We start from the raw sequence: 18,202 nt of genomic DNA, 5'->3' as shown, positions 1-18,202 counted from the left end.
TATGCATCAGGGCGCGCGATCATACCGGGAGCGGTGGAATTTTGAACAACCTTTCGCCGGATATTTTCGCAGCGGCCGCATTTTGCCCGACAGGACGGCACGGCCCCTGCATTCATTGGCTCATCCGCCAGGGTTATGTCGCACTGGCGCACAGTCCGCGCAAATACTGCCGAACCAGAGCCGTTAGCGCCGGTCAGACCGTCTAGGCTCAGAAAATTCCCGCTCGCTCGAGGTCCTGTTGATGACTCAAGAACCACTAGTTCGCGAAGCAGAGGTGGCCGCATTCCGCGACGCCGTCCTGACCAAACTCACCTACGCCGTGGGCAAAGACCCCGATCACGCCTTCGACCATGACTGGTTCGAAGCCATCGCCCTGGCTGCGCGTGATCACATGGTCGAACACTGGATGGACCACACCCGACAGATCTATCGCAAAGGCCAGAAGCGGGTTTATTACCTCTCGCTGGAATTTCTCATCGGCCGTTTGCTCTACGACAGCCTGAGCAACCTCGGCCTGCTCGACGTCGCCCGTGAAGCGCTGACCGAACTGGGCGTCGATCTGGAGCGCATCCGCCTGCTGGAGCCCGACGCGGCGCTCGGCAACGGCGGCCTCGGTCGGCTCGCCGCGTGTTTCATGGAAAGCATGTCGACCCTCGGCATCGCCGGCCATGGCTATGGCATTCGTTATGAGCACGGCTTGTTCCGTCAGGCGATCGTCGATGGCTGGCAACAGGAGCAGACCGAACACTGGCTGGATTTCGGCAACCCTTGGGAATTCGAACGGCCGGAAGTGGCCTACCCGATCGGCTTCGGCGGCAGCGTCGAAACCGTCACCGATGCCTCCGGCAAGACTCGTCAGGTCTGGTCGCCGGCGGAAACCGTGCGCGCAATTGCTTATGACACGCCGGTGGTCGGCTGGCGCGGAGCGAGTGTCAACACTCTGCGTCTGTGGCGTGCCCGCGCCATGGAAGATCTGCACCTGGAGCGCTTCAACGCCGGTGACCACCTGGGCGCCGTGGCGGAAGTGGCCCGCGCCGAAAGTATCTCCCGCGTCCTTTATCCGGCCGACAGCACCGAAGCCGGGCAAGAACTGCGCCTGCGTCAGGAATACTTCTTCGTCGCCGCTTCGCTGCAGGATCTGCTGCGCCGTCATCGCAACATGCACACCTCGGTGCTGACCCTGGGTGATCACGCGGCGATCCAGCTCAACGACACTCACCCGTCAATCGCCGTGGCAGAACTGATGCGCCAACTGGTCGACGTCTACGACGTCGCGTGGGACGCAGCATGGCAAGTCACCGTCGACACTCTGTCGTACACCAACCACACGCTGCTGCCGGAAGCGCTGGAAACCTGGCCGGTCGGGCTGATGGAACGCATGCTGCCACGGCACATGCAGATCATTTATCTGATCAACGCGCAGCACATCGACTCACTGCGGGCCAAGGGCATTCATGACTTCGACGTGCTGCGCGCGGTGTCGCTGATCGAAGAAGACAACGGCCGCCGGGTGCGCATGGGCAACCTCGCGTTCCTCGGTTCGCACAGCGTCAACGGCGTATCCGGTCTGCATACGCAGCTGATGCGCAAAACCGTATTCGCCGAACTGCACAAGCTCTACCCTGAGCGGATCAACAACAAAACCAACGGCATCACCTTCCGCCGCTGGCTGTATCAGGCCAACCCGGAACTGACTTCGATGCTGGTCGATGCCCTCGGCCCGGACCTGCTCGATCATCCTGAAGAGCGCCTGCTCGAACTCGAGCCGTTCGCCGAGAAAACCGCGTTCCGCAAAGCCTTCGCCGAGCAGCGTTTGCACAGCAAGAAGGCGCTGGCCTATCTGATTCACGAGCGCCTCGGGATCGCGGTCAACCCGGCGGCGATGTTCGACGTGCAGGTCAAACGTATCCACGAATACAAGCGTCAGTTGCTCAACCTGATGCACACCGTGGCGTTATACCAGGCGATTCGTGCCGAGCCGGAAGTCGACTGGGTGCCACGGGTGAAGATCTTTGCCGGTAAAGCGGCGGCGAGTTATCACCAGGCCAAGCTGATCATCAAGCTGACCAATGACATCGCTCGGGTGGTGAATAATGATCCGACTGTGCGCGGCCTGCTGAAAGTAGTGTTCCTGCCCAACTACAACGTCAGCCTGGCTGAAAGCATCATCCCGGCGGCGGACCTGTCCGAGCAGATTTCCACCGCCGGTTTCGAGGCGTCGGGCACCAGTAACATGAAGTTCGGCCTCAACGGCGCGCTGACCATCGGCACCCTCGACGGTGCCAACGTGGAAATGTGCGAGCGCATCGGTGCCGAGCACATGTTCATCTTCGGTCTCAGTGCGCAACAGGTTGAGGCGCGCAAGCAGAACCACGAGTTCAGCGCCGTACCCGACATCGCCGCCTCCCATCGTTTGAACGATGTGCTGCAAGCGATTCGCAGCGGTGTGTTCTCGCCGGACGATACCTCGCGTTACACCGGCCTGATCGACTCGTTGATCGACTATGACCGCTTTCTGGTCTGCGCCGATTTCGACTCCTATTGGGAGGCGCAGAAACGTGTCGATGCGCACTGGCACGACTCGCAGAACTGGTGGCGTTCGGCGGTGCTCAACACCTCGCGGATGGGCTGGTTCTCTTCCGACCGGACGATTCGCGAGTACGCCACGGATATCTGGAAAGCGCTGGAGTAACTTTCCCCGACAAATCTGCGCAAGGCCCAACGTTTGTTGGGCCGGATCGATATACTGAGCGCCGGTTAAAAGGCATCAATCATCGCCATTCCCTGTGGGAGCGAGCCTGCTCGCGAAGCGATCGTCGACTTAAACAGAAATGTTGGCTGACAATCCGCCTTCGCGAGCAGGCTCGCTCCCACACGGTTTGTGCCTAGACTGAAGCCATCGCCGGACTCGCCCCGCCCCGGGGCTGCTTAGGGATATCGACCATGCAATGGATGTTCATGTTGATCGGGCTGGTGCTCGGTGGACTGCTCGACGAGTCGTTCAGTGGCGCGCTGTTGGGTGCGCTGCTGGGGCTGGTCATCGGCCAGGCGCTGCGCATTGCGCGCCTTGGCTCGCAGGCGGCGGAGCAACAGCGTCAACTCGAGCAGGTGCGCGAAGCCTTGCAAGGCGTGGCTCAGCGGCTGTTTGTGCTGGAGGGTTCGCCCTCGCATGCGCCCGTGCCGTCACCTGAAGCCGAGCCAGTCGCCGCACCCGTCGACGTAGCTGAGCAGGCTGCCCCGACCCCTGAACTGATCTGGGAACTGCCCCCCGAACTCGAACCGATCTCCGCCGTCGCCCGCGAAACCAGCCAGCCGTTGCCGGCGGATGTCTGGCGCGCCGAACCGGCCCCCGTTGCACCACCGCAAAAACCCGCCGAACCCCGTGGCCCGAACCTGATCGAACGCGGCATCGGCGCTGCGCGCAACTGGCTGTTTGGCGGCAATACAGTGCTGCGCGTCGGTGTGGTGCTGCTGTTTTTCGGTCTGGCATTTTTACTGCGTTACGCCACCGAAGGCATGGTGGTGCCGATCGAGTTGCGGTACGCCGGCGTCGCGGCAGCGGCGTTGGCTCTGCTTGCGCTGGGCTGGTGGTTGCGCCGACGCAACAGCAACTATGCATTGATGCTGCAAGGCACCGGGATCGCGGTGTTGTACCTGACGGTGTTTGCGGCGATGCGTCTGCATCCGTTGCTTGATCCGTCCGCTGCACTCGGTTTGCTGGTCGCGGTGACGGTGTTCTCGGCCATTCTGGCGATTACTCAGGACGCGCTGGGATTGGCCGCAGCGGCAGCGTTGGGCGGTTTCGCCGCGCCGATTCTCACCTCTACAGGCGAAGGCAATCACGTCGCACTGTTCAGCTATTTCGCTCTGCTCAACGCGGGCATTCTTGCTATCGCCTGGTTCAAGGCCTGGCGCCTGCTTAACCTGATCGGTTTCGTCGGCACCTTCGGTATCGGTTTCGCCTGGGGCCTGCGTTCCTACACGCCGGAGCTGCTGTGGAGCACCGAGCCGTTCCTGATTGTGTTTTTCCTCATGTACCTCGCCATCGGCCTGCTGTTCGCCCGGCGCAAATTGCGCGACCTGCAGGATGCTCCGGCGGAGGCTGATCGCGAGGCGCTGCTGCAATGGTCGGCCCGCAAGGGTAATTATGTCGACGGCACCCTGCTGTTCGGCCCGCCGATCATTGGCTTCGGTTTGCAGTTTGCGTTGGTCCAGCACCTCGAATTTGCGGCGGCGTTCAGTGCGTTGGCGCTGGGCATGATCTATATGGCGCTGGCCAAAGTTTTGATGGGCGGGCGCGCGATGCTGCTGGGCGAAACCTGCCTGGCGCTGGGAGTGATTTTCGCCAGCCTGGCGATTCCGCTGGGGCTCGATGCGCGCTGGACTTCTGCGGCGTGGGCCGTGGAAGGCGCGGGAATTTTCTGGCTCGGGTTGCGTCAGCATCGGCCGTTTGCCCGGGCCTTTGCCTTACTGCTGCAACTGGGTTCGGCACTGGCGTTTCTCAGCCAGTTGCAGCCCGGCGAGAGCAGCCTGCTCGACGGCGCACCGCTGGGCGCGCTGATGCTCGGTGCGGCACTGCTGTTCAGTTTCCTCCATCTGCGCAAGGCCGCGCCAGAACAGACATCGCCGTGGGAAAGGCAAGGCCTGCCAGTGCTGGCGTGTCTGGGCCTGACGTTCCTGTATCTGCTGGCGCCGTTGTTCCTGTTCATCCAGGGCACGGCGATCAGTTGGGCCTTGGCCGGGTTGGCGACCTTGTTTGTTGGCTTGCGAATTCAATCGCGCACATTCCTGTTTACCGCGTTCGCCGTGCAGTTGCTGGGCGGCGCGTTGTTCCTGCTGCGCCTGCAAACGGCCGGCGAAGATTCGACGGCGGTGTTCAGCGCTGGCTGGAGCGGTTTGCTCAGTGCGTCCTTGATCGGGCTGGCCTTGATTGGCGGCATGCTGCTGGCGGCGCGGGACGAGATGGTGCGCGGTGATGTGCGCCTGCTGCACGGCTTGTCGGTGGTGCTGCTGGCCGGCTTGGTGCTGATCAATCTGGCGGTGCTGTTCGTGCTGCCGTGGCAAATCGCGAGTGCAGTGTGGGCGGCCAGCGGCTTGCTGATCATCTGGCTGAGCCTGTACCTGCAACAGCGTCTGAGTTTCGTTTTCGGGCTGCTGTTGCAGGTGGTCGGCGGCGCGGCGTTTCTGCTCGCCGGCCCCGAAAGGCTCGGGCCGTTGTCTAGCGAAGGATTGCAACCATTGGCCCATGGCGGCTTCTGGACACCGCTGGTGCTGGGGCTGGCCGCGCTGATCGGAGCGTGGCGCTTGCAATTGGGCAACCATGCCACGGCTTTTGATGCCTTGAGTTTGCAACGCTTGTCGCAAGTGCTGCTGGTCTGGGGCGCCGGTTGGTGGACGCTGGCGTGGGTCAGCGAAATCCTGCGTTTCGCCTCGCCGAACCTGCAAGGCACATTGTTGCTGCTGGTCGCTGCGATCAGTGTGGCGCTGTGGACGCTGTTGTCGTTGCGCCTGAGATGGCCGGCGCTGGGGTTGCTCTGCACCTTGCTGATTCCGGTGGCGGCGCTGGTTTTGCTCGGCGCGTGGCATGCGCGTTATCACCCGGCCGCCGACTTCGGCTGGCTGGCGTGGCCGGCGCTGTTCGCGGTGCATTTCTTCAGCCTGCGCCGCTTGGCGTCGATGTTGCCGGCGCGCGCATTGAGCGTGGCCCATGTGCTCGGTTGCTGGCTGCTGATTGGCGTGCTGGCGCTGGAGTTGCGTTACGGCCTGCTGTTGTTGTCCGAGCAGTACAACGCGTGGCGCTGGCTGGGCTGGGCGATTCTGCCGAGCCTCTATCTGTTGCTGATGGCTGCACCCCGAACGTGGCCGTGGCCGGTGGCCGCATTTGCTCGGGAGTACCGCTTGTATGCGGCGGCACCGCTGGCGGTGCTGATGCTGGCGTGGTTCTGGCTGGCCAATGGCGTCAGCGATGGCAATGCCGAACCATTGCCTTACGTGCCGCTACTTAACCCATTGGAGTTGGGTCTGCTGTTTGCGCTGTTCGGCGTTTATATCTGGTCACGCAGCGCCGTTGCGCAGTTGTCGATCCGTCAGGATCATGCCGACCACGCCACGCAACTGATCGCCGGGGTTTCGCTGTTCGCCTTCTGCACTGCGCTGGTCACCCGCGCGGCGCATCACTGGGCCGGCATCCCGTTCGAGCTTGATCAACTGCTCGCGTCGATGCTGGTGCAGGCCGGCCTGTCGATCGTCTGGACGTTGATGGCGCTGGGGCTGATGATCGGCGGCCATCTGCGCCATCGCCGCGAAGTGTGGCTGATCGGCGCGGCGCTGATTGCGCTGGTGGTGGCCAAACTGATTTTTGTCGAACTGAGCAACCGTGGCGGCCTCGCCCGGATCGTCTCGTTTATCGGTGTCGGCGTATTGCTGCTGGTGGTCGGCTACTTCGCGCCGCTGCCGCCGAAACGCGTCGAGGCTGAACCGGTGGCGGACAAACCTGCGCCGGAAACCGAAGGAGTTGCATCTTGAGTCGCATGCTGAATCTGGGTTGGTTGGCGCTGGGCGTGGTGATGGTCGCTGGCGCTCAGGAAAAACCGGCGGACTTCGCCACGCAAGTGCCGTTGACGGTGAGCGGCAATGGCCCGTGGTATCGCCTCGACCTGCCGCTGAGCGCGCAATTGCAGGCGCGCCAGACCGATCTCAGCGACCTGCGTGTGTTCAACGCCGCCGGCGAAGCGCAGGCCTATGCCTTGGCTCGCGAATCGGCGCAGACCCGCGACGACGGCAAGCTGCACGAGGTCAAGTGGTTCCCGCTGTACAACGCTGCCGACGCCAGCGAGCGTGCGCCGAATGTGCGCGTGCAGTCGACCACCAACGGCACCCTGGTCGAAGTGCAACCGTCCTCGCAACTGGAGGCGGGCGAAGAAGTGCTGCGCGGCTGGCTGCTCGATGCCAGTGCGATCAAGGCACCGTTGCAGCAGTTGATCCTCGACTGGACCAGCGAGCGCGACGGTTTCCAGCGTTTCAGCATCGAGGCCAGCGACGATCTGCAGCACTGGCAGTCATGGGGCGAGGGCCAGGTGGCACGGCTGACCTTTTCCGATGAGCGCATCGAACAGCACGAAGTGACCCTGCCGGGGCAGACCGCGCGCTATGTGCGCCTGTTGTGGGAGTCGCCGGGTTCGGCGCCCGTCCTGACGTCGGCGCAATTGAAAAGCAGCGACCCGCGTAACCTGCCGCTGCCTTTGGTGTGGTCGCCCAGTGTGGCCGGCAGCAGCAGCAAATCCGGGGAATATATCTGGCAGTTGCCGATGGGGCTGAATGTCGAGCGGGTGCAGGTTGAGCTGAAACAGCCGAACAGTCTGGCGCCAGTCACGTTGGCCGGCCGGAGGGAGAGCAACTTGCCGTGGCAGACGCTGAGCAGCGGTTTGCTGTATCGCCTGAGCCAGAACAATCAGGACGTGGTGCAGAACGAAATCCCGCTGTCCGCGCAGACCGTGCAGCAACTCAAGCTGACCGTGGATGAGCGCGGCGGCGGGTTGGGTGAGCAGGCGCCGGACCTGAAATACGCGGTGCGCGCCACGCAGGTGATTTTCCTCGCCCGGGGCGAAGGGCCTTACAGCCTGGCCTTGGGCAATGCCACGGTGAAAACCGCGAACCTGCCGCTGGCAACGTTGATTCCGGATTTCAAGCCAGAGAAGCTGGCGAGCCTGGGCAAGGCGACGGTGCAGGACGAAGCAGTGGCCACGCAAACCTCAACGGCGACGACGGCTGCGGTGGCCGGAACCAATTGGAAGAAGTTCGGGCTGTGGGCGGTGTTGCTGCTCAGTGTGGTGTTTCTCGGGGCGATGGCGTTCAGCCTGTTGCGCAAGCCGCCAGCCAATACCTGAGCATGGCGGCGCTTTGCGCCATTCGCGAGCGGGCTCGCTCCCACAATGGAATGCATTGCCCTGTGGGAGCGAGCCTGCTCGCGAAAGCGCCCGGGCAGACACTGAAAATCTTCAATCGCTCATGCCGAACCGAACTACGCTCAATCCGACACCTGAACTCTCCACCAACAATCACGTCTCATACAGGCAAATACACCCAGGCGCACGTTAGCCGGCGTCTTCGCTCGCTAGGTTTTCAGACTCCCTGTAAACTGCGCGGGTTTTCCGCCCCCCATTCCACCGGAGCCGTCCATGTCCCGCGTTACCTTGAGTCGCTATTTGATTGAGCAGACCCGCAGCAACAACACTCCTGCCGATCTGCGCTTTTTGATCGAAGTGGTAGCGCGTGCCTGCAAGGAGATCAGCCACGCCGTGTCCAAAGGCGCCCTGGGTGGTGTTCTGGGCAGCATGGGCACCGAGAACGTGCAAGGCGAAGTGCAGAAGAAGCTCGACGTGATCTCTAACGAGATCCTCCTCGAAGCCAACGAATGGGGCGGTCACCTGGCCGGCATGGCGTCCGAAGAAATGGACAACGCCTACCAGATCCCGGGCAAATACCCGAAAGGCGCATACCTGCTGGTCTTCGACCCACTGGACGGCTCGTCGAACATCGATATCAATGCCCCGGTCGGCACGATCTTCTCGGTACTGCGTTGCCCGAACGAGTACCTGAGCCAGAACGAGCCGCTGAACGAAAAAGCCTTCCTGCAGCCAGGCACTCAGCAAGTGGCCGCCGGTTACGCCATCTACGGCCCGCAGACCATGCTGGTGCTGACCCTGGGCGACGGCGTCAAAGGCTTCACCCTCGATCGCGAAATGGGCAGCTTCGTCCTGACTCACGAAGACATCACCATTCCTGAAACCACTCAGGAGTTCGCCATCAACATGTCCAACCAGCGTCACTGGGAAGCCCCGGTGCAGCGCTATGTCGGCGAGCTGCTGGCCGGTGAAGAAGGCCCGTTGAAGAAGAACTACAACATGCGTTGGGTCGCGGCGATGGTTGCCGACGTCCACCGCATCCTGACCCGTGGTGGTCTGTTCATGTACCCGCGCGACAGCCGCGAGCCGTCGAAACCGGGCAAGCTGCGCCTGATGTACGAAGCCAACCCGATGTCGTTCCTCGTCGAACAAGCCGGCGGCGCGTCCACTGACGGTCACCAGCGTATTCTCGACATCCAGCCGGAAGGCCTGCACCAGCGCGTTGCAGTGTTCCTCGGTTCGAAAGAAGAAGTCGCCCGCGCCACGGCTTACCACAAGGAATAAACCATGCACGCGCCCTGGCAGCCGTTGCTCGACTGGTGGTTCGGACACGCCGAATCAGCCAGCGAAGTAGCGGCCGAAAAGGGCAAGTTGTGGTTCGGCAAGCGAAACAGCCAAGACCTCGAAGCGCAGACGCGTTTCGGGGTCTTTGTCGATCAGGCCCTTGCCGGCGAATTGACCGAGTGGACGCAATGTCCCGAAGGCTTGCTGGCGGTGGTGCTGTTGCTCGATCAACTGCCACGCATGATCTATCGCGAAACCCCCAAAGCGTTTTCCGGTGATCTGCGCGCACAGAAGCTCGTCGCCCAAGGCATTGCAGCGGATTTCGATCGGCAATTGAAACCGATTCAGCGGGTATTCATTTATCTGGTATTCGAACACTGCGAAAACCTCGCGGTGCAGAATGAAGCCGTTTCCAGATTTATTGAATTGGTGGCTGAACAGCCAGAGTCGGAGCGGGCGGTATTTGCCGATAACCTGGACTATGCCGAGCGGCATCGGAAGGTGATTGCCCGGTTTGGCCGATTTCCGCATCGCAATGCGGTGTTGGGGCGGGAGTCTACGGCTGAAGAGTTGGTATTTCTTTCCGAACCTGGATCACGGTTCTAGTTTGCTGGGCTGGATCCAGTTCATCTAGCGCAAGAAATACGTCTTCAGCGTTTGTATAGTTTCCGCGATCGATTTCCTCGCTACCCAGCGCAAGGATTGCCAATAATGTGATTTGATCTGGATGAACCCCGTTGTGTTTCTTGTTCATCTGGCAAATTCCCGATGTTTGTATTGAAGACATTCTGCGTGATGCAGGCCGCCTTCGCGAGCAGGCTCGCTCCCACAGGATTTGGTGGTGCACTCAAATTGTGTAACCACCGGAGATACCTGTGGGAGCGAGCCTGCTCGCGAAGAGGCCTGAGGCCGCAGCTTAGATCCTGAAGCTGCCGACCAGATGCTTCAACCGCGCCGCCTGCTGCTCAAGATCCGAACAGGCGCGCAACGTCGCCTGCAAGTTCTCTACCCCTTCCTGATTCAGCGTGTTGATCTCGTTGATATCAACGTTGATCGACTCGACCACGGCGGTCTGTTCTTCGGTCGCGGTGGCCACCGACTGGTTCATGCCGTCGATTTCGCCGATGCGCTGGGTCACGCTGCCCAGACGCTCGCCGGCCTGGTTGGCGATGCCGACGCTGCTTTCGCTCTCACGCTGGCTCTCGGTCATGATGGTTACTGCCTGACGTGCGCCGACCTGCAACTCTTCGATCATCTTCTGCACTTGCTGCGCCGAATCCTGGGTGCGGTGCGCGAGGTTGCGCACCTCGTCGGCGACCACGGCGAATCCGCGTCCGGCTTCACCGGCGCGCGCGGCTTCGATGGCGGCGTTGAGTGCGAGCAGGTTGGTCTGCTGGGAGATGCTGGTGATTACTTCGAGAATCTGACCGATGTTCACCGTGTTGCTGTTAAGCGTTTCGATGTTGCCGCAAGAATCGCTGATCTTTGCCGACAGCTGTTGCATGGCGTTGATGGTTTTATCCACCACCTGCTGGCCGTCGACCGCGAGGCTGCGCGCATCGCTGGAATGCTGCGAGGCGAGGGCGGCGTTCTGGGCGATTTCCTGAGCGGCGGCGCCTAGCTGATTGATCGCGGCGGCGACGCTGTTGGTGCGGCTGGCCTGCTGGTCTGAGTTGTACATCGACGAGTTCGAGGCAGCGACCACACGCAGGGCGACTTCGTTGACTTGGCCGGTGGCCGAGGACACTTCGCGGATCGACGTATGAATGCGTTCGACGAAGCGGTTGAACGAAGTGCCCAGCGCGCCGAATTCATCGTTGCCGTGAATCACCAGACGCTTGGTCAGGTCGCCTTCGCCTTCAGCGATGTCATGCATCGCGCGGCCCATGGTCAGCAGTGGCTGCATCAGCACGCGAATCAGCATGCCAAGCAGGCCGATGATGATCAGCACGGCGATGACCATGGCGATCAGCGCCGAGGTGCGGAATTCGCTGAGCATCGAGAACGCGGTGTCTTTGTCGAGCACCAGCGCCACGTACCAGTCAGCCGATGGCACGCCGTTGACGCGAGTGAAGGAAATCAACTGGGTCTTGCCGTCGAACTCGACTTCTTTCAAACCCGGACTGACTTGAGGCGCGCCGTTCGGATAGGCCTCGGCGAGGGTCTTGAGCACCAGTTTGCTGTCCGGGTGAATCAGGATCTTGCCTTCGGCGCTGACGATGAACGCATGACCGTGGCCGCCGAAGTTCAGCGAGTTGATGATCGCGCTGACGCTGGTCAGGTCAATGTCGGCCCCGGCCACGCCGAGCATCTGGCCCTGACGCTGCACCGGCGTGGCGACGGTGATCACCAGCTTGCCCGACGAAGCGGCAATGTACGGTTCGGTGACGATGGTCTGCTGCGCGCTGTTGGCCGCTTTGTACCAGCCGCGCGCCCGTGGATCGTAGTCCGGCGCACGGTTGCCGGCCGGCACCGAGAACATCACACCGTCAGCGCCACCGAAATAGCTGAGCTGGAAATTGCCGGTGTAGGCGGGCAGGTCAATGATGCGCTTGAGGCTGGCGGGCGCATTGCCATCGACGGCGACTTGCTGCGACAGCGATTGCAGCAGCTGAATGCGGCTTTCCAGCCAGGTCTGAATGTTGCTGGTGGTCAGGCTGCCCAGCTCCTGCATGGTCGCTTCGGTGCTGCTGCTCAAGGCCTGACGCTGGCGATAGTCGTTGAAGAAGATGAAACAGGCGAACGCAACGGCCACCACAAGGGCAGCAGCCAGCAGAATCTTGTGGCTGAATTTCATGTTTCTGGTCATCGAATGAACTACCGCGAAGGGGCTGGTCAGGAAAGGGCGGCAATTTGCCATAATCGGCAGCGTTGCGCTGCTCTTATTTCGACCGCGCCGCGCCAAAGATTAGGCGCTTGCAGGGAAAGTCGACGAAATGCTCGTCGGCTTCACAAAGTTTTTGATTTACCGACAAAAGCCGGACGGGCGGGCTGATAAATAGGCGTTCGGTCACGGAACCAGATGACACTTTTCTCTTCTAAGCTTCTGGTTGGCACCATGCCATCCCCCCTCGTTCCAGGAGTTTCACCATGTCGCTGCGATCTATCGCCCTGCTGTCGTTTTGCGTGCTGTTGGCCGCATGCAGCAAGGTCAATCAGGAAAACTACTCCAAGCTCTCGGCCGGCATGGCCAAGTCCGAAGTGGAAACCCTTCTCGGCAAGCCCACTGATTGCTCGGGCGCGCTCGGTATGTCCAGCTGCACCTGGGGCGACAAGAACAGCTTTATCAGCGTGCAATACGCCGGTGACAAAGTGCTGATGTTTTCCGGCCAAGGCCTGAAGTAAACCGGGGCTTCGCGCCCACGGAGAAAAAAATGAAGCGGTTATTGCTGATCCTTTTTGCTGGCCTGGTACTGGCTGGCTGCGCCACTTCCGGCGTCGACCCGTTGGCGCCCAAGACCGTCAACAGCGTCAATCTCAAGCGTTATCAGGGCACCTGGTATGAACTGGCACGCTTGCCGATGTACTTCCAGCGCCACTGCGCGCAATCCGAAGCCCATTACACACTCAAGCCTGACGGCAATGTCGGCGTGCTCAATCGTTGCCTGACCCCGGAGTGGCAGTGGGAAGAGGCAAAGGGCACGGCTTACCCACAAGTGCCGGGCAAGACCGACAAGCTCTGGGTCGAATTCGATAACTGGTTCTCGCGCCTGGTGCCGGGTGTGGCAAAGGGCGAGTACTGGGTGTTGTACGTCAGCGACGATTACAAGACCGCCATCGTCGGCGATCCGAGTCGCAAGTACCTGTGGCTGCTGTCACGCACTCCGACCGTCAACGGTGTAGTGCGCGAAGAATTGCTGAGCAAGGCGCGTCAGCAGGGTTACGACACCACACGCCTGATCTGGCGGGCGTCGGACCGGCAGATGGCCAAGACCTCTAATTAAGAGCGAAAAGATCGCAGCCTTCGGCAGCTCCTACATGAGAATGCATTCGTGTAGGAGCTGCCGAAGGCTGCGATCTTTTGCTTTTCTTACCCTAAAAGATCACGCAGGACCTGGGTGAAGGCTCGGGCGCTGTGCTCTTCGCCAGCATGCCGGCCATCGCGCACCACCCACTGACCATTGACCAGCACATCGCGCACCTGGCGATCGCCGCCGGCGAACAACCAGCGATTGAGAATGCCGTCGCCATTGGCAGTCGCCAGATATGGATCGTTACCATCGAGCACAATCCAGTCCGCGCGCTTGCCCACTTCCAGCGCGCCGATCGGCTGACCCAGTGCCTGTGCACCGCCGTCCAGCGCCGCGTCATACAGGGTGCGCCCGACCATCGGCTGCTGCGCGCCATACAAGCGATTACGCCGCTGATCGCGCAGGCGCTGGCCATATTCCAGCCAGCGCAACTCTTCCACTACGCTCAGCGACACATGGCTGTCGGAACCGATACCCATGCGCCCGCCTTGGGCAAGAAAATCCACCGCCGGGAAAATCCCGTCACCCAGATTCGCTTCAGTGGTCAGGCACAGCCCGGCGATCGCGCGACTGTTGGCCATCAGCGTGACTTCTTCCGGGTTGGCGTGGGTGGCGTGGACCAGACACCAGCGCTGATCGACTTCAGTATTTTCATACAGCCATTGCAACGGACGGCGACCGCTCCAGCTCAGGCAATCGTCGACTTCTTTCTGCTGCTCGGCGATATGGATGTGCACCGGGCATTGTTTGTCACTGGCCGCCAACACTTCGCTGATCTGCTGCGGCGTCACCGCACGCAACGAGTGGAAACACAGGCCCAGCGATTGCGCCTTTTGCTGCGCCAGTAACGGCTGCAACCGCGCTTGCAGATTCAGATAGTTTTCAGTGCTGTTGATAAAGCGGCGCTGGCCATCATTTGGCGTCTGGCCACCGAAACCGGAATGACTGTAGAGCACTGGCAGCAGGGTCAGACCGATTCCGCTTTCGCTGGCGGCCTGGCTGATGCGCAACGCCAGTTCCGCCGGATCGGCGTACGGTTGGCCGTTGCTGTCGTGGTGCACGTAGTGAAATTCGGCGACCGAGGTGTAACCGGCCTTGAGCATTTCGATGTACAGCTGACGGGCGATGATGCCGAGCTGATCGGGGCTGATTTTTCCGACGAGGCGGTACATCAGATCGCGCCAGGTCCAGAAACTGTCGTTGGGGTTGCCGGCCACTTCGGCCAGTCCAGCCATGGCGCGCTGGAAGGCGTGGGAGTGCAGATTGGGCATTCCCGGCAGCAACGGCCCGCGCAGCCGTTCGGCGCCGTCTGCGCTGGAATCGGCCTGGATTCGGGTCAACAGGCCATCGGCGCTGACCTCGAGACGTACATTGTTGGCCCATCCCTCAGGCAGCAGTGCGCGTTCGGCAAAGAAGGCGGACATCGTTCGGCACCCCATCGTGTGTTATTTGTATATACATATACAGACGTTTGCCTGCCCGGTAAACTCCGGCAAGCTAGTCACTTTCATCCAATGAACAGGGATCAACCGTGCCGACTCCGCCTCCAGTTTCTCCGTTGGCCGCGAACATGGGCGACAGTCCGGCGCCTTTGTACGCCCGCGTCAAACAGATGATTACCCAGCAGATCGACAGCGGTAACTGGCCGCCGCACTACCGCGTGCCGTCCGAAAGCGAACTGGTCAGCCAGCTCGGCTTCAGCCGCATGACCATCAACCGCGCCCTGCGCGAGATGACCGCCGACGGCCTGTTGGTGCGCATGCAAGGCGTGGGCACGTTTGTCGCCGAACCGAAGAGCCAGTCTGCGCTGTTCGAGGTGCATAACATTGCCGACGAAATCGCCTCGCGCGGCCATCGCCACACCTGCCAGGTCATCACCCTCGAAGAAGAAGCTGCCGGCTCCGAACGCGCCTTGGCGCTGGACATGCGCGAAGGTCAGAAGGTCTTCCACTCGCTGATCGTGCATTACGAAAACGACATTCCGGTGCAAATCGAAGACCGTTTCGTCAACGCCCTGGTCGCGCCGGAATACCTCAAGCAGGATTTCACCCTGCAAACGCCTTATGCCTATCTCAATCAGGTCGCGCCGCTGACCGAGGGCGAACATGTGGTCGAAGCCATCCTTGCCGAGCCGTCGGAGTGCAAGTTGCTGCAGATCGAAAAGGGCGAGCCGTGCTTGCTGATCCGCCGGCGAACCTGGTCGGGGCGTCAACCGGTGACGGCGGCGCGTTTGATCCACCCGGGCTCGCGTCATCGTCTGGAAGGGCGCTTTCATAAATGAATTATCAAGTGAAGGTTCTACGCGCCGAAGGCTACCCGCGCATGCCGTGGAAAAACGGCGGCGGCAGTACCGAGGAAATCACCCGTGATGCCGGCGCTGGCCTGGACGGTTTCGGCTGGCGTCTGTCGATTGCCGACATCACCGAATCGGGCGGTTTCTCGACATTCGCCGGTTACCAGCGAGTCATCACTGTGTTGCAGGGCGACGGCATGACCTTGTGCGTCGACGGTGACGATACCCGGCCATTGTTACCCCTGGACCCGTTTGCTTTCAGCGGCGAAAGCCAAGTGTCCTGCATCTTGCTCGGCGGTGCGATTCGCGATTTCAATCTGATCTACGCGCCGCAACGTTACAGCGCGCGATTGCAGTGGCTGGACGGCGAGCAGCGGTTCTTCAGCTCGGCATCGACGGTGCTGGTGTTCAGTGTCAGTGAGCGGATGGACGTGCGTGTTGGCGACGGCGTTTCGCAGCTCGGGCGGCATGATTGTCTGCAACTGGACGGCAACAGCGGGCTGGTCGAAGTCTCCACCCATGGCGCTTGCTGCATAGTCGAACTTCTCCAAAGCTGACCCCTGTGGCGAGGGGATTTATCCCCGCTGGGTCGCGAAGCGGCCCCATTCCTGATTAAAAAAAGCGGTCTGCTGCGCAGCCCAGCGGGGATAAATCCCCTCGCCACAAAATCCATCCCCACTCTTGTTTCCCTCCACGCACCAACTTGTTACCGAACGCCCCAGCGTGGCGCAAAACCCGGCCCACCCAGCCAGGCCCCACCGTCCTCAATCACACCCCGTAAAAATTTCATCCCCGCCAGAACCCTCGATTCAGGCGCTCTCCAGCCATGCCCGTGATTTTTCCTGAACACTCCTCCAGCAAGTTGGCCGCTCGATTGCATATGCTTGTATGTACAAGTAAAGACGTATGCGTATGAGTCGTCCGAGACTCTCCGCAGCGTCCACTGATTCGCTTGTCGCGCAGCACAGCGCGCAGGCTGCTGCCCACTGCCAGGGTTGGTTTGAATTGATCGCTGAGGAGTCTTTTTCGTGACTGACAATACCCAGAACAGCAACAAGTTTCGTGACGTGCAGATCCGCGCCGCACGCGGTAACACGCTGACCGCCAAGAGCTGGCTGACTGAAGCGCCGCTGCGCATGTTGATGAACAACCTCGACCCGGAAGTCGCCGAGAACCCGAAAGAGTTGGTGGTCTATGGTGGCATCGGTCGCGCCGCGCGCAACTGGGAGTGCTACGACAAGATCGTCGAGAGCCTGACCAACCTGAATGACGACGAAACCCTGCTGGTGCAGTCGGGCAAGCCGGTCGGCGTATTCAAGACTCATAGCAACGCGCCGCGCGTGCTGATCGCCAACTCCAACCTGGTGCCGCACTGGGCGAGCTGGGAACACTTCAACGAACTCGACGCCAAAGGCCTGGCCATGTACGGCCAGATGACCGCCGGCAGCTGGATCTACATCGGCAGCCAGGGCATCGTTCAGGGCACCTACGAAACCTTCGTCGAAGCCGGGCGCCAGCATTACAACGCCGACCTCAAGGGGCGCTGGGTGCTCACCGCCGGCCTCGGTGGCATGGGCGGCGCACAACCGCTGGCCGCCACCCTGGCCGGCGCCTGCTCGCTGAACATCGAATGCCAGCAGGTCAGCATCGATTTCCGCCTGAAAAGCCGTTACGTCGATGAGCAAGCCAAAGACCTCGACGACGCTCTGGCGCGCATCGACAAATACACCAAAGAAGGCAAAGCGATTTCCATCGCCCTGCTCGGCAACGCGGCGGAAATTCTGCCGGAGCTGGTCAAGCGTGGCGTGCGCCCGGACATGGTCACCGACCAGACCAGCGCCCACGATCCGCTCAACGGCTACCTGCCAGCCGGCTGGAGCTGGGATGAATACCGCGCCCGCGCCAAGACCGAACCAGCCGCTGTGATCAAAGCCGCCAAGCAGTCGATGGCGGTGCATGTGAAAGCCATGCTGGAGTTCCAGAAGCAGGGTATCCCGACCTTCGACTACGGCAACAACATCCGCCAGATGGCTCAGGAAGAAGGCGTCGAAAACGCTTTCGATTTCCCGGGCTTCGTGCCGGCCTACATCCGTCCGCTGTTCTGCCGTGGCATCGGCCCGTTCCGTTGGGCGGCGCTGTCGGGTGATCCACAGGACATCTACAAAACCGACGCCAAGGTCAAAGAGTTGATCCCCGACGACGCGCATTTGCACAACTGGCTGGACATGGCCCGCGAGCGCATCAGCTTCCAGGGTCTGCCGGCGCGTATCTGCTGGGTCGGTCTGGGCCAGCGCGCCAAGCTCGGCCTGGCCTTCAACGAAATGGTCCGTAGCGGTGAGCTGTCGGCCCCGGTGGTGATCGGCCGCGACCACCTCGACTCCGGCTCGGTGGCCAGTCCCAACCGCGAAACCGAATCGATGCAGGACGGTTCCGACGCCGTCTCCGACTGGCCGCTGCTCAATGCTTTGCTGAATACCGCGAGCGGCGCGACCTGGGTGTCGCTGCACCACGGCGGCGGCGTCGGCATGGGCTTCTCGCAGCATTCGGGGATGGTGATCGTCTGCGACGGTACTGACGAAGCGGCCGAGCGCATCGCGCGCGTGCTGCACAACGACCCGGCGACTGGCGTCATGCGCCATGCCGATGCCGGTTACCAGATCGCCATCGACTGCGCGAAAGAGCAGGGGCTGAATCTGCCGATGATTACTGGCGGGTAACACGCTCTGGTTTATGTGGGAGCGAGCCTGCTC

12 protein-coding genes are annotated in these 18,202 nt (G+C 61.4%); 10 read left to right on the top strand and 2 right to left on the bottom strand.

Going from position 1 to position 18,202, the window contains the following annotated elements; translation table 11 throughout:
* Positions 1 to 241 precede the first annotated feature (241 nt).
* The 5 genes from AB4N47_RS21335 to AB4N47_RS21315 all read left to right on the top strand — a co-directional run bounded on the left by AB4N47_RS21335 (position 242) and on the right by AB4N47_RS21315 (position 9,794).
* Entirely contained in the window at positions 242 to 2,692 is a 2,451-nt protein-coding gene (locus AB4N47_RS21335) for a glycogen/starch/alpha-glucan phosphorylase (RefSeq protein ID WP_016772100.1), read from the top strand.
* A gap of 251 nt (positions 2,693 to 2,943) precedes the next feature.
* Entirely contained in the window at positions 2,944 to 6,525 is a 3,582-nt protein-coding gene (locus tag AB4N47_RS21330; RefSeq protein WP_341638399.1) for a DUF2339 domain-containing protein, read from the top strand.
* Complete coding sequence (locus AB4N47_RS21325; RefSeq protein WP_341638400.1) at positions 6,522 to 7,886, top strand: DUF3999 domain-containing protein; 1,365 nt, start codon at positions 6,522 to 6,524, stop codon at positions 7,884 to 7,886. Before AB4N47_RS21330 ends, AB4N47_RS21325 begins: the two co-directional genes overlap by 4 nt.
* A gap of 291 nt (positions 7,887 to 8,177) precedes the next feature.
* Complete coding sequence (locus AB4N47_RS21320) at positions 8,178 to 9,188, top strand: class 1 fructose-bisphosphatase (RefSeq protein WP_016772098.1); 1,011 nt, start codon at positions 8,178 to 8,180, stop codon at positions 9,186 to 9,188.
* 3 nt (positions 9,189 to 9,191) lie between these two features.
* A complete protein-coding gene (locus tag AB4N47_RS21315) occupies positions 9,192 to 9,794 on the top strand; it encodes a DUF924 family protein (RefSeq protein WP_341638401.1) in 603 nt (200 codons plus the stop codon).
* A gap of 310 nt (positions 9,795 to 10,104) precedes the next feature.
* Here the strand turns inward: AB4N47_RS21315 and AB4N47_RS21310 are convergent, their stop codons facing one another.
* Positions 10,105 to 11,997: a methyl-accepting chemotaxis protein gene (locus tag AB4N47_RS21310; RefSeq protein WP_341638402.1), complete on the bottom strand. Its 1,893-nt coding sequence runs from the start codon at positions 11,995 to 11,997 to the stop codon at positions 10,105 to 10,107.
* Between the two features lie 281 nt (positions 11,998 to 12,278).
* Here AB4N47_RS21310 and AB4N47_RS21305 point away from each other — a divergent pair, with 281 nt between their 5' ends.
* Positions 12,279 to 12,533: a hypothetical protein gene (locus AB4N47_RS21305; protein WP_016772095.1), complete on the top strand. Its 255-nt coding sequence runs from the start codon at positions 12,279 to 12,281 to the stop codon at positions 12,531 to 12,533.
* Positions 12,534 to 12,562: 29 nt separating this feature from the next.
* Positions 12,563 to 13,132, top strand: a complete 570-nt coding sequence (locus tag AB4N47_RS21300; protein WP_016772094.1) for a lipocalin family protein — start codon at positions 12,563 to 12,565, stop codon at positions 13,130 to 13,132.
* Positions 13,133 to 13,218: 86 nt separating this feature from the next.
* On the opposite strand, the gene AB4N47_RS21295 is transcribed toward AB4N47_RS21300, so the two are convergent.
* The gene (locus AB4N47_RS21295; RefSeq protein WP_341638403.1) at positions 13,219 to 14,583 is read right to left on the bottom strand and encodes a formimidoylglutamate deiminase; all 1,365 of its coding nucleotides are present in this window, start codon (positions 14,581 to 14,583) and stop codon (positions 13,219 to 13,221) included.
* A gap of 146 nt (positions 14,584 to 14,729) precedes the next feature.
* On the opposite strand from AB4N47_RS21295, the gene hutC reads away from it, so the two are divergent.
* From hutC to hutU, 3 genes are all read left to right on the top strand, one after another.
* Entirely contained in the window at positions 14,730 to 15,440 is a 711-nt protein-coding gene (gene hutC, locus AB4N47_RS21290; RefSeq protein ID WP_162803449.1) for a histidine utilization repressor, read from the top strand.
* Positions 15,437 to 16,009 carry a HutD/Ves family protein gene (locus AB4N47_RS21285; protein WP_341638404.1) on the top strand — a complete coding sequence of 191 codons (573 nt, stop codon included), beginning with the start codon at positions 15,437 to 15,439 and terminating at the stop codon, positions 16,007 to 16,009. The genes hutC and AB4N47_RS21285 overlap by 4 nt, the downstream gene beginning before the upstream one ends.
* 471 nt (positions 16,010 to 16,480) lie before the next feature.
* The gene (gene hutU, locus AB4N47_RS21280; protein ID WP_016772090.1) at positions 16,481 to 18,169 is read left to right on the top strand and encodes a urocanate hydratase; all 1,689 of its coding nucleotides are present in this window, start codon (positions 16,481 to 16,483) and stop codon (positions 18,167 to 18,169) included.
* Positions 18,170 to 18,202 lie beyond the last annotated feature (33 nt).

The organism is Pseudomonas sp. S3_G06 (assembly GCF_054667565.1).
The sequence above is the reverse complement of the archived record's forward strand: the minus strand, read 5'-3'. Positions and strand labels throughout refer to the sequence as shown.